At 37.8% G+C, this 13,110-nt stretch carries 8 protein-coding genes; 4 read left to right on the top strand and 4 right to left on the bottom strand.

Annotation, left to right across the window (positions count from 1 at the left end):
- The first annotated feature begins 102 nt into the window (after positions 1–102).
- Genes J2786_RS03500 through J2786_RS03485 form a run of 4 tightly spaced genes read left to right on the top strand, consistent with a single transcriptional unit; the run spans position 103 to position 6,803 of the window.
- On the top strand, positions 103–2,898 hold the full coding sequence (locus tag J2786_RS03500) for a TonB-dependent receptor plug domain-containing protein (RefSeq protein ID WP_047431352.1): 2,796 nt from the start codon (positions 103–105) through the stop codon (positions 2,896–2,898).
- A 21-nt stretch (positions 2,899–2,919) separates the two neighbouring features.
- Entirely contained in the window at positions 2,920–4,140 is a 1,221-nt protein-coding gene (locus J2786_RS03495) for a DUF4876 domain-containing protein (RefSeq protein ID WP_047431355.1), read from the top strand.
- Between the two features lies 1 nt (position 4,141).
- Positions 4,142–5,656, top strand: a complete 1,515-nt coding sequence (locus tag J2786_RS03490) for a DUF6850 family outer membrane beta-barrel protein (RefSeq protein WP_047431358.1) — start codon at positions 4,142–4,144, stop codon at positions 5,654–5,656.
- 7 nt (positions 5,657–5,663) lie between these two features.
- Positions 5,664–6,803, top strand: coding sequence for a cytochrome-c peroxidase (locus tag J2786_RS03485; RefSeq protein WP_047433305.1), 1,140 nt, complete (start codon positions 5,664–5,666; stop codon positions 6,801–6,803).
- A 99-nt stretch (positions 6,804–6,902) separates the two neighbouring features.
- Here J2786_RS03485 and J2786_RS03480 read toward each other — a convergent pair whose 3' ends face one another.
- The 4 genes from J2786_RS03480 to J2786_RS03465 all read right to left on the bottom strand — a co-directional run bounded on the left by J2786_RS03480 (position 6,903) and on the right by J2786_RS03465 (position 13,059).
- On the bottom strand, positions 6,903–9,266 hold the full coding sequence (locus J2786_RS03480) for a patatin-like phospholipase family protein (RefSeq protein ID WP_047431360.1): 2,364 nt from the start codon (positions 9,264–9,266) through the stop codon (positions 6,903–6,905).
- 168 nt (positions 9,267–9,434) lie between these two features.
- The gene (locus J2786_RS03475) at positions 9,435–12,122 is read right to left on the bottom strand and encodes a PD-(D/E)XK nuclease family protein (RefSeq protein ID WP_047431362.1); all 2,688 of its coding nucleotides are present in this window, start codon (positions 12,120–12,122) and stop codon (positions 9,435–9,437) included.
- Complete coding sequence (locus tag J2786_RS03470) at positions 12,119–12,655, bottom strand: DUF922 domain-containing protein (protein ID WP_047431364.1); 537 nt, start codon at positions 12,653–12,655, stop codon at positions 12,119–12,121. The genes J2786_RS03475 and J2786_RS03470 overlap by 4 nt, the downstream gene beginning before the upstream one ends.
- The gene (locus tag J2786_RS03465) at positions 12,655–13,059 is read right to left on the bottom strand and encodes a hypothetical protein (RefSeq protein WP_047431367.1); all 405 of its coding nucleotides are present in this window, start codon (positions 13,057–13,059) and stop codon (positions 12,655–12,657) included. The genes J2786_RS03470 and J2786_RS03465 overlap by 1 nt, the downstream gene beginning before the upstream one ends.
- Positions 13,060–13,110 lie beyond the last annotated feature (51 nt).

Below are 13,110 nucleotides of genomic sequence, written 5' to 3'. Positions count from 1 at the left end.
TAAAATAGCACAAATGATTCTTGTCATTTATTTTGAATTATTCTAAATAAAATTAGTAAACTTCTACTGAGCATGCTACTTTTGCCGAAAGAATAATGCCAGATGGTACATCATGACTCCCGCTTTCCTTTGAGGCTTCGATTTTTCAGTTTTCTTATTTTTATCATTACGATGACAGCCGTCAAGGCACAAAACCTAGAATTCATCATCACTTTTGAAATAAAAAGCAAAGATCCGGACTTAGTAAAAGGTTCTGAAATTAAGATTTCCAGTGAAGAAACTTCCTATTCAGTATTTACCGATGATAAAGGAACCGCACAACTCTCTCTTGTGCCTGGAAAATATAAAATAGAAGCCTGGAAAAACGGGATTTCAGTATATACCGGGAAGATATTTGTCACAAAGACAGAAGTTTTTACGCTACACTTTCAGGAGAAACTCAACACCATTGAAGAAGTGGTCATTACGGCGAAAGAAGGAAAAGGGCTTACCTCTTCCTCTATCATTAATCAGCGAGCTATGCAACATTTGCAACCTTCAAGTTTTTCCGATCTTCTGGAACTTCTTCCAGGCGGAAGATCCAATGATCCGGTTCTTAATCAGACCAACAAGATCAGTCTCCGTGAAACCGGAAGGCCTAATACTGATTACGATACTTCTTCGATGGGAACTACATTTTTGGTGGATGGTGCTCCGCTCAACTCTAATGCCAACCTTCAGTATTCTTATGATTTTTTAGACAAAACGAATAACGGACTTAAAAGAAGGCTTAATATAACCAGCGGTGTAGATATGCGAACGATCTCTACAGATCAGATTGAAAGCGTGGAAGTTATTCGTGGAATTCCTTCTGTAATCTATGGAAATCTTACGTCAGGAATTGTAAAAATCACCAATAAATCCGGATATACAAAATGGAAAGCCAGATTCAAAGCAGATGGTTACAGTAAGCTTTTTGCCGTAAGCAAAGGTTTTGAAAATAAAGAAAAATATCTGAAAATCAATGCCGGCCTGGATTATCTGAACGCAAAGACGGATCCAAGAGACCGTTTGGAAAGCTATAAAAGAATTACTACTCATTTAGGTATCATTAAAGAAAAAAAATATGACTATGGAACGGCAAAATGGCAAAGCAATCTTAGTTACACAGGTTCTCTGGATGGTTCAAAATCTGATCCTGACATCGATTTGTCCGAACTGAATTCTTATGAAGTGAATACTCATTTCCTGAGTCTCTCCAATGTATTCAATTATACTAAAAACGAGCCGTCATTCTACCGCTCCACTGAAATTCAGGCAACGGTTAACCAGAGATTTGACAAAATAAAACAAACCAAGTTTATCCAGCTTGAGAATGCAACGGCCTTTCCTCTATCTGGAACCGAAGGTGAATATGATGGCTACTACCCTGAACCACGCTACATTTCAAATTATACGGTGGACGGAAAACCTCTTGATCTGTTTGTGAAAATGATTAATAATTTTCAGCTTAATTATCAATCAATGACCTATGAATTCAATGCTGGATTCGACTGGCAGATGAGTAAAAACTGGGGAAAAGGACAATTATTTGATATTTACAGACCTATTGATCCCAAAGCCACATTCAGACCTCGTGCCTATCGGGGTATTCCTTCTTATATGACTTCTGCGTTGTTTATGGAGTCTGTCAACACATTAAATGCGGGCAAACATAAACTTACACTGGCATTAGGACTGAGAGGAAACACCATGATGAATTTACCTTCTTCATTCAAAATGAATGGAAAATGGTATGCAGATCCAAGAGCCAGTTTTCAATGGGAACTTCCTTCATTTGATTGGATGCATAAAAAAACAACGATAGCTTTAACTTTAGGATATGGTAAACAGAGTCTGTTCCCCGATCTCAATATTCTGTATCCTGAACTTATTTATAAGGACATCCAGCAGCTGAATTACTTTCATAACAATCCAAACTACAGAAGAATCAATTATAAAACACTGATTTACAATCCACAGAACCCGGATATAGAACCTGCCGTGAATGAGAAATTTGAAGCAAGGATAGATTTCAGTCTGGGAGCACATCAGCTTTCAGTCACTGTATTTAAGGAAAATATGCGCAATGCTTTTCGATCTATGAATGAATACGCCTTGTATCAGTACAAAAAATACGATACTTCGGGACTGAATCCTAATGCCATCACTTCCCCGCCGGATGTGAACACACTTCCCTACCAGACAGTGAATGAAAACTTTCTCTATACCACACAGCGAAATGGCAGCAAAGTAGACAAAGAAGGGATTGAATTTCAATATTCTTCCAATAGAATCCCGGTGATCAACACAAGGTTTACCTTAAACGGAGCCTGGTTCCGGACAAAATACGGAAACAGTCTGCCCGTATACAGAGGAAGAGATTTACTGATCAACGGAAGACCTTATCCTTATCTTGGATTATATGAAGGAATGGAGCCCAATTCCGTGAATGAGGTTTTGAATACCAATCTGATGCTGGACACTTATATTCCCCGTCTGGATCTTGTTTTTTCTTCATCATTTCAGTTTTCCTGGTATTCTACGAGGCAAATTCTTCCTATGAGCGGAATTCCAAGCCATTATGTGGATCAGAACGGTACTATATTTCCCTATCATCCGGATTCCGTAAAGGGAACTATTCTGGAAAGTCTGATCATCGCTCAGAATGAGGATGTATACAATACCACAAGAAGACCTATGGAAATGAATCTCAACCTGAAAGTAACCAAAAGTTTCAGAAATAAAGCGATTGTAGTCTCCATGTTCGCAAACAGACTATTCAGCTATTATACTCCTTACACTATCAACGGATTTACCATCAACAGAAAAGGAGCTTATGATCCTTACTTCGGAATGGAAATCAATTTCAATTTATAAACAATTTCAATTCAATAAATTATGTTAAAACATGTATTAAGAACACTGTTCGTATTATGGGCAGCTTTTGCCATTACAGCCTGTTCTTCAGATTCCAATGAAGCTCCTGAAGCAAAAACCTCATTAAAACTGGAGCTTAAAGTAGTTTCTGACCCTATTCAGGTTAAAGAATATAAAAATATTTCTATCATTTTCAAAGAGTTAAATTCAGGATTTACCATTACCCAAGAGCTAAAAAACACCAATGTTCTGCAGGTTGTTCTTCCTTCAGGAACATATAATATCACTGCAGAAGGAAGCATTATGTACGGTGACAACTCCGGATCGGTAGAAGCTAAAGTTGCCGGTGTACAAAACGGAATCGTTATCAATGGCAATGAAACCAGCAAAACGCTGGATCTCTCTTTGAAATCAGGTAACAGTAGTGATCTGATCTTAGAAGAAGTCTTCTTTACCGGAACCAAAACACCAGAGGGAGCCATGTATTTCGGTGATCAGTATTTTAAAATTACCAATAATACGGACAAGACCTTGTATGCAGATGGTATGCTATTAATACAATCCAGCTTCATGACGAATGAAAAACAGGATTACAGCCCCAATATCATGGGAACTGTTCTATCTGCAGGTGCTATCATCAGAATTCCCGGAAACGGAACGATGTATCCCGTAAAAGCCGGAGAATCTATTATTATTGCCGAAGATGCTATTAATCATAAAGATTTTAACCCTTCATCCATTAATCTATCTAACGCCAGCTTCCAGATTTTCACAGAAGACTCAGATGATATTGATAACCCAGCCGTTCCGAAAATGGTGAATGTCTTTGAAAAAATGGTGATCCATACACAAGGATATTATGCTTATGCCCTGGCACGGATGCCACAGGGGATGACTACCGAAGCATTGATTGCCCAAAACTCCTATACTTACACTTATAACCTTACCATTAACGGTGATGTATATCCAATGGACGGAACTGCTGTTAAAATTCCGAATGAATGGATCACAGATGCAGTCAATTTAAGTGTACAGGATTCATTCCAATGGCTGGTAACCTCACCTTCTTTGGATATGGGATGGACTTCCGTAACTACTTTTGACGGAGATAAAAACCGTTTCGGAAAAGCTGTCCGCAGAAAAGTAACAGGAAAAACAATGGAGGGTAAAAATATCCTTAAAGACACCAATAACTCCACAACAGACTTTGAACATGGTGTAAAGCCATCTTTATTCAATTAAAATGAAGTATTTTCTTTCCATATCTATTCTGCTCACTTCCTTTTTGGGAATAAGAATGCATGCTCAGATTAATGACACTATCATAGAAAAAGTACGTGAGGAATACAGCTTTGAAAGACTTATTAAAAACAGCATTACTGTTAACCCGGCCAGCTATTCAGGGGCAAGGAAATACAGCAGTAATAGGTTTACTATATTGACAGAAAAAAGTAACACTCCCAACCAGCTGCAGCAAAAAGGAAGGGGAAAAAACCTATGGGGTGCGGAGGTCTACAGCTTACAGAAACTCAATGATAAAACATCCGTCTGGGGTAATGCTTCTTACACACAAGGAAAAAATAAGCAGGTGGTATGGAACGAAAATTCAGATTATGACCTCATTTACCCTTATGTGGCCGCCGACAGTGTGGGTGGTGATATGAAGTTTGAAAACTATAGCTTTTCAGGAGGCTATTCCAGGAAGGTAAACACTTACACTTTAGGAATTGCAGGAAGTTATCAGGCAACATTGAGTTACAGAGATATAGATCCCCGACCCAAGAATACAGCCGCTTACTTTTCTTTGGCAATGGGAGCCGATAAACTGATCCTGGAGAAGTTCAGAATCGGAGTGTATGCAAATGCTGAAAAATATACTCAGAAACATTATCTGAGCTTCGTCAGTAATCAGGGATATCCGATGATTTATAACATGAGCGGACTGGGAAATTACAATGAGCTGCTTTCCGGAAAACTTCGTCAGGCCTATTATGAAGGCTGGTCTTACGGCGGAGGTTTACAGATCTTTGAAGCAGACAACAGAAACTGGTATCTGAATATAGGTCTTAAAAAGTTTAATCTTGATAAACTCCTGACAGAATATACAGATCTCAATGCCTCAAAAATTAATGAACAGCAGTTTACCTTTTCAGTCGGAAAATTCTTTGATTCAGGAAAAACAGTCTGGGGAATTTCTGCCGAAGGAAACAGCACAGAGAGAAAAGGAACAGAAAACCTCTTCCTGAATGAAAACTCAAGAAATTATATACAGATCGGAAGTGTGGAAAAATACAACCATAAGATCAATACTATTATTTTCAAAGGGCTTATACAGGTGGGAAATGAAAAGGCAAAATCGTCTCTGCTCCCCTTCTTTGGATGGGTCCAGGAAAAGGAAAAATACAGCAGTCCATTATCAAGAATAGAATTAAGTAAACTGATATATGGTGCGGATTATCAATGGCTGAAAACTTTCGAAAATCTACAGACATTATCTGTTACAGCAGGACTTTTAGCTGCCAATGTCTATCAAAAGGACGCTCTTTTCAACAATTCCGGAAAGCCATCTATCAATGCTATGCTTCAGGAAAATTATGCCTTCCAGTCTTCGGATTTCTGGCAGGCAAAACTTGACATTCATTTTCATTTTAGCTTTCCTGTAGTGAAAAATGCTTTCGTGGGAGGTAAGGTGATTTACAGTAATTTTAACAATAGCAGCAATACTTTATTGGCTGTCAGCATAGGAAGTATTTTTTAAACACATGATGATAAAATTTTCAGATATTAAATTAGTCGTTGTTCTGGCAGGAATTTCCCTGTTTTTTATGCAGCACACCCTTCAAAAGTACCAGGTAGATTATGGAGAGGCTGTAGAACAATATAAAAAACCTGTAAAATACTGGCCAAAACCTACAGTGGATGCTGGGGTCAACTGGAAAGAATTTGAAGCCATAGAATGGGATTCCAATTATTATGACACGCAGGAGTTACCCGAAGTTATGCTTGGGAAAAAACTTTTTTTTGATCCCAAATTATCATCATCCAGCCAGGTGTCCTGCAGCAGCTGCCACAACCCTGAACTGGGCTGGGGAGACGGCCAGGAAGTGGCACTGGGAACAGATCATTTGCAGGGAAAAAGGAACACACAGTCGCTTTTCAATATTGCAGACCGTCATTCCTATTTCTGGGACGGAAGAGCCAAAACATTGGAAGAACAGCTTGTAGGACCTATTTCCGCTCATAACGAAATGAACATGAAACCTGAAAAACTGGCCGGAAAACTATCAAAAGTGAAAGAATACAGACAGATTTTTAAAGAAGTCTATCACACTGATAAAATAACATTTGATAAAATAGCTAAAGCGCTGGCTACATTCCAAAGAACAATCAGAAGTCAGCGCAGCAAACTGGATAAGTTCATTAAAGGCGATTATAAAGCCATGAGTGATAAGGAAATCTACGGGATGCATCTCTTCCGTACCAAAGCAAGATGCATGAACTGCCACTATGGAAAAAATCTTACCGATGAATCTTTCCACAACATAGGACTCACCTATTACAAACGGGAGTATGAAGATCTGGGACTTTATCATATCACCAAAAACTCAGATGACACAGGTAAATTTAAAACTCCCTCGCTGAGAGATCTTGATTATACTGCTCCATGGATGCATAACGGATTGATGGATGATATGCATGGCATTGTCAGTTTATACAACAGCGGTATGCAGATGATTAATCCCACTCCGGAAGAAAAGAAAGTTGACCCTAATTTTCCGGTCACTGACCATCTGATAAAACCTTTACATCTGAATGAACAGGAAATGGATGCCATTGTTGCATTTCTAAAAAGTATGTCCGGAAGCTATTACAAAATGCCAAGACCGGAAATCCCAAGAAAATAGATTTAAAACAGAATAAATAACTGATCCTAAAAACAGTAAATCCTTTTACCTAAAGTGCCTATTTAGATAAAAGGATTTTTTTATCTTTTTAACTGATCTTTAAAACTTGAATCCTATACTGAAATAAATCCTTGAAAAATCTAGCTGACTGTTTCTGGAAATATTCAAACCAATAGGACCGATAAGAGATTCGTAACCAAGGTTCAATCCGTACCCAAACATATCAAAACTATCGTTAAAAGGAGAAAGTTCTTCGCTTACCTTTCCATAGCTGAACGAAGGGGTAAGATAGAGTTTTTTCATAATTCTGTACTGAAATGAAATGGCCGCCTTGGCCACCGAAGTCATCGGAAGCTCTTTCTGACGAAGACCATTGAATTCAGGGCTTAACAGATCATAATTGTATTCGCTGCCTCCAAGGTTATACTTTTGATTCAAAAACAGATACGGAACGCGATCATCTTTCTTTGATCCGAAACTTGCTCCCAGAAATACATTAGCCTTTACTGTAAGCCTTCTGGTGATCGGATAGAAAAAATTCTCATTTAATGTGAATGAAACAAGGTTTTTAGGTTCGGAATAATAAGATTCTTTCGGATTCAGGATCAGATACAGGAGAGGCTGCACGGTGTTCAGATCATAAAGTTCATACTGATCTCCGTAGTAAAATCTTGTACTCACCTGAAGATGATTCCCTTTTGTTGTAAAATATCTTTTATTAAGATTATTCTGTTCAAATTTCAGGAAAGTATTGAAATTACTGTGGTTATACAGCTTCTTGCTGTAATTATCTACTTTCGATTGATCTACCTTATCCAGTAAGCTGTACATTCTTTCCGTACTGAATTCTGTTCCCAGAGATAGATAAGAATTGGGGTTGATATTATAATTCAATGCAATCTTTCCGGTTATGTTACGATACATATGGTTAGGAAAACGGTCACCCCCATCTTCATTTATATCATACAATCTGAAATTAAGGTCGTTACTTTTAAGATGAATCATCTTAGCTTCCAGATCCAGCCATAGACGCTCTCCACTGTCTAAGAACTGCTGATAAGCAAGTTTAGCTTTGAAACGTTCGGAAATATCCACCGTAGCCAGGAATCTTGATCTGTTCAGGAGAATGTTTCTATATGTATAATTGACAATAATCCCCACAGACTGTTCCGTATCATAGTGCAGTGCCAGTTTAAATGCTCCTTTTTTCGCTCTTTTCACAAATACATTCATCACAAGCCCATCATCTGCATTGGTATAGGTATAATACACCTTTACATACTGGCGCATTCCAAACACACGGTCTATGGCTTCATTCACAGTTTTTGCATCATAATACTTCCCTTCTGTAAGCCCCATTTGCTTTTTCAGTACTTCAATTTCTGCCGCATCAGTAATAGGCGTCCCGTCTTCTTCGTTAAAAGTAAATTTTGTGGTAGGCAATTTTACCTCTTCAATCATAGTATGTTCATATTGGATTCCGGCTTTTCGCTGAGCTTCTGCCAGAGCAACAAACTCAGGAAGATGTTTTCTCGCTTCAGCCTCTCCTATTTTGATAATCTTTCTGAATCTGGCAAAATCCTTCGTGGTAATTTCTCCCAATGGATCTACAAAGTCTACGAGAATATCAGAGAGTGCTTTTTGATGTTTAAAGTCTTCCACGGAGCGGATGGCATGAGTCTGATAAATCATCTTCATCGGATTTTCAATCTCCTTTTTTGTAAAAAGCCTGAAACCAGTGTAGCCTCCTATCACAAAATCAGCACCCATCTCACGAACTTCATTAGCGGGATAATTACGATCCAGACCTCCATCCACCAGAAGCTTCCCATCAATATAAACAGGAGCAAAAGCGGCAGGAATTGCCAATGTAGAACGAATAGCCAACGGTAATGACCCTTCTTTCTGCATCACAAGCCCTCCGTTTTCAATATCGGAAGAAGTAAGCTGCACCGGGATTCTTAGTTTACTGAAATCATTGATATGTTTTGCGTTGAAAGTTAACGTATTAAGCACTTCTCCCATGTACTGCCCTTCAATATACGAGCTTGGGAGAGTCGGAAAACCTTTGACTACAGGAAATTCGAGGATGTACTTATCATATTCGTCTTTCTCACTGATATTGACTTTATTATAAGGAATTTTATTGCTTAAAATCCTGTTCCAGTCCATTTTATAGATCGTATGCTTCAGCTGGTCAGCATTATATCCCATTGCATATAATCCACCCAGAATTCCTCCCATACTGGTTCCTGTAATATAATCAACTTTGATTCCCAATGAGTCAATCATTTTCAAAATCCCGATATGTGCGAACCCTTTTGCACCGCCACCACTGAGGGCAAGACCAAACTTTGTGTCTTTGGTCACATTCTGAAGGGCAATATTCAGGGAATCGTTCTTTTGCTGAGATTTGATAATAAGAGAGAAAGCAATAGCTAAAAATATCAGGATCTTTTTCATTGGAGCTGCTTAATGTATCTGATTTAAACTTTATAAGTTTTTAATAAGTAGTAAAGATACACAAAAAGTTACCTGCTTTATCACTGCATTTCGTGAAGTAAACAATTCTAACCCAGCTTATTTATTAAGAATAAAAAAGAAAAAAAACATAGTAATCCTAAAAAAATTTTAATACGTTTTTATCGTTTCCACGAAATTAATATCCGGATTTAGGATTTCAAGGATAAGGCTTTTTACAGATTTCATGGCATCATCAATATTTCCTTTATCAAACTGTAATGAAACCATTCCCTTTTTAGCATCTGCAAAACTCCATATTCCTGTTTCAATGGGGAATCCCCAAAACTCAGGAAGGTGCTGAACAACGTAATGGTAAATACAAAGCTGAAGGGCCTGCTTTCTGTCGCTGTTATGAAAATATGCATCTACATTATCCTGATCAATCTTGACAGTAAGATTTTTAATTTTGGCTGTTTTATAATCGATAATCCTTAGAGTACCGTTCAGTTTATCAATCCGGTCAATAAACCCGAAGAAAGAAATTTTATCATTCCCCTCAAGAGGAAAATCTATATTTTCGAACCTTCTTTCAATATCAATGATCTCCAGTTTATTGCCCTGCCTGATAAGTTCAAGATCATGATTCAATACATTCTCAATGACCTTTTTAGCAATGGCCTTATGGATAAAATTCATTCCTTTTTCGTAGAATTCCGGCTGATGTTTCAACTTCTCAATAGCAATATTTATGTATTGATCTATCGCTTTAACTGAATTCTTTAAATCGCTTTCTTTTAAAACCTTACCCTTTAACACCTCATACACTTCTTGAAGCGAATAATGCACCAGATTCCCGTAATTCTTTATCGATAATTCTTCTTCAATCTCATCTGTTTCCGAAGTGTTTAAAATCTTGGAAAGGTAGAAATCAATAGGATTATAAAGGTAACTCGTCAGGTGGGAAGCGGATACTTTTTCCTTCCATTTTTGAAGGCGCTCCTGTACGATCTGTGTCTTCGCAATTTCTATGGGTTTGGTGGTAATAGGCTCTGAAGAATTTTCAATAATGAGATGTTCGATGTCATGAGAACTCTCCATTTCGATCTGTGTAATGAAACGGCTCTTTTCTCCGGTATTGACTCCGGAACTTAAAGCATTGTACAGCAAATGTACGTTCTTCGCATCCTGAATCAGTCTGTAAAAGTGATAAGCATAAATGCTGTCATTTTCAAGAAAAGTATGGAGATCAAAGAATCTTCGGATATCAAAAGGAATATAGGTATTCTGTGAGTTTCCAAGCGGAAGTTTTCCTTCGTTCACAGAAAGCAGAATCACATTTTCAAAGTTCAGGAGACGCGTTTCCAGCAATCCCATAATCTGAAGCCCTCTCAGAGGTTCTCCCTGAAAGTCGATACTTTCAGAATTGATATGCTGGTTGATCAGGATTTCCAGCGTTTCCATTTTGATCTCAATATTGTAAGGAGTCAGCTGGTTTTTAATGATTCTGAATGCATTTTCAAAGTGAGAGACATTCTCATACTGAATATCATCGATTTCGAGCCATTTTACCTGCTGGCAGAACTCAATAAGCATATCCAGATAACCGTTGGTTCCAGTTGCTTTTTGAAGAAGACCATAATAAGACAGCCCGCTCAGGAGTTCATGTAAAAGTTTCCTGGAAATATACACAATATTCCTCTCTTCTACTTTGGCTTTAAAATCATTAATAATCTGTTCGTCTTCTACAGATTTCGGCAGTTCTTCCAAAATAGGAAAAACATCTCTGTAATAATAAGACATTTTATTTTTTTCCAATTGCTTCTGCAGGTAGAAAAGACGTTTCACGGCATTGGAGAAAGATAAATTTTTCAATGGAAATCCCATTGTAATATTCAAATTATCGACCCCATGCATTACATCAAGACTGGCAGGAAGAAGATTTTCATCCAGCAGTACCACTGCTGTATTGGAATAGGTTTTATTATTGATCTCTTTAAAGATCTCAGGTAATACTTTGGTCTGGGTTACATTCCCGGACACTTCGTACACCTTAATTTTTTTAGGTTGATTAAAATCGTCTTCTATCCATTGAAAAGCTCTGCCATCATCAAATTCTTTCCAGGTTTTATGATTTCTGAGAAACTTTCCGGCTTCCTGTCTTTCATCATTGAAATAATAACGGTCTGCCTGAAAGAAGCACTGCGCTTTATTCCACTGCAAAAGGCTTCTTACAAGCTTTTCCTCTACCGGAGTAAAGGCATTGAAACCACAAAAAACAAATTCTTCCCTGGTATTTTTAGCGAAGTCTGCAATCCTGGCTTTAGCCGCCTCGTGAATCATTCCGGAAGTTGCCCAGTTTCTTTCCTGCAGTCTCTCCTTGAGTACAGGGAGAAAAACGTTCATATTCTGCCAGAAATTAAGAAACTTTTTTCTCGGGACATCATCGTCCTCTCCAAGATCCTGAGCCCATTCTTTGATCCTTTCCTCGTCAAACATATACTGCAGAACCGCCTGATCGCTATCTGAGAATTTGAGAATATCATCCCAGTCTTTCTGTAAGGTGGGAAACCATTTCAGAAAATCTGAAAAATCATCTCTTGGAATAAGGTTCAGGCTTCGGTACACATCAAAAGAGAAAAGCCACAACGGAATCCCCTGAATAGTCTGTTGATCAGCAATTTTATTGATGAGTTCCTCTATCGTAAAAAAGTTGGGAAGAAACCCTGAATAATTATTTTCTTCCAGGATCTGTCTGATAAAAACAATGGGACGTTTTCCGGGCAGAATAATATTAAACGCAGAAAGGTCAGTGTTTTGTGCCAGCAGTTCGTGGATGATTTTATTGAGGAATTTCAAAGGGTTTGGTAGCTTTTTAAGTTATCTAGTTGTTCAGAAATCGACTGATTATATTCGGTTTGCTTTTCTTTATCTATTCCATGACGGGTTTCTCTGTCATAGGCCATCTGAAAGTTTTTATAATCAGCGGATATCCCATCATAAATTGCTTTGAAATATCTGTTGTAGTCTCCTGAATTTTTGATTTTTTCAGCGACTGCTTTTCTGAATTTTCTCACAAATAATTCTGCAATATCGAAATGCTTTTGCTCATGAAGGAGAATATAATCATCCATTTTTTTGACATCTTTCCACGATTTATCCTCATGAAACAGGGTCTTAATGGTAATCTTGACCGGAGCCTTCGGATCAGAAGATTTTTCAGAATAAAATTCCCAGCCACAATGGGTGTATGCTGCCACGTCAGGATTCTTTTTCCTGTTAACTGGGCTTCTAAAGTTCTCCCACGTCAATTTTCTGCCTTCTTCCCAGATAATTTTCTGTCCGGATACAGCATGTGCTGCCAATAAACATACTACAAAAGTCAATCTCATTATTCCACTACAATTGTTTTGGTAATCCAGTTATTTCCTCCATTCCAGAATTTAAAAGTATAAGTACCTTTTCTTTGCGGACTGAAATTGATTTGATTGGCTCCCACGTAATTTCCTTGTGTACAAGGGCCGTTGGTAATGTATTTATAAGAAGTAACCGTTCTTTCGAGATTGGTATTATAAACATAATCATATCCGTAAAAACCCTCACATTGAGACGGATACGTGGAATAAGTTTTGATGCTCTGCATGGCAAAAACATCCATGGTATCATTGACAATTTTTACGCTGTCTATTTTGATTTTACCGATAGATTCAATGGTGTGATAATCATCATCATTACACGAAACCAGAAGCACGCCCAATACGAATACTGAAAGTCCAATATTTAAAAGTTTTTTCATAACCTTTACTTTTCTGATTATTAACAAACATTAGCAAAAATTATTCCTTAT

The sequence above is a fragment of the Chryseobacterium vietnamense genome (assembly GCF_031454475.1).
Lineage (GTDB): Bacteria > Bacteroidota > Bacteroidia > Flavobacteriales > Weeksellaceae > Chryseobacterium > Chryseobacterium vietnamense.
The sequence above is the reverse complement of the archived record's forward strand: the minus strand, read 5'-3'. Positions and strand labels throughout refer to the sequence as shown.

Excerpts from the sequence above, each read along its gene's own strand:
- J2786_RS03500 (WP_047431352.1), top strand. The coding sequence starts at position 103 with ATGGTACATCATGACTCCCGCTTTCCTTTGAGGCTTCGATTTTTCAGT.
- J2786_RS03495 (WP_047431355.1), top strand. The coding sequence starts at position 2,920 with ATGTTAAAACATGTATTAAGAACACTGTTCGTATTATGGGCAGCTTTT.
- J2786_RS03490 (WP_047431358.1), top strand. The coding sequence starts at position 4,142 with ATGAAGTATTTTCTTTCCATATCTATTCTGCTCACTTCCTTTTTGGGA.
- J2786_RS03485 (WP_047433305.1), top strand. The coding sequence starts at position 5,664 with ATGATAAAATTTTCAGATATTAAATTAGTCGTTGTTCTGGCAGGAATT.
- J2786_RS03480 (WP_047431360.1), bottom strand. The coding sequence starts at position 9,266 with ATGAAAAAGATCCTGATATTTTTAGCTATTGCTTTCTCTCTTATTATC.
- J2786_RS03470 (WP_047431364.1), bottom strand. The coding sequence starts at position 12,655 with ATGAGATTGACTTTTGTAGTATGTTTATTGGCAGCACATGCTGTATCC.
- J2786_RS03465 (WP_047431367.1), bottom strand. The coding sequence starts at position 13,059 with ATGAAAAAACTTTTAAATATTGGACTTTCAGTATTCGTATTGGGCGTG.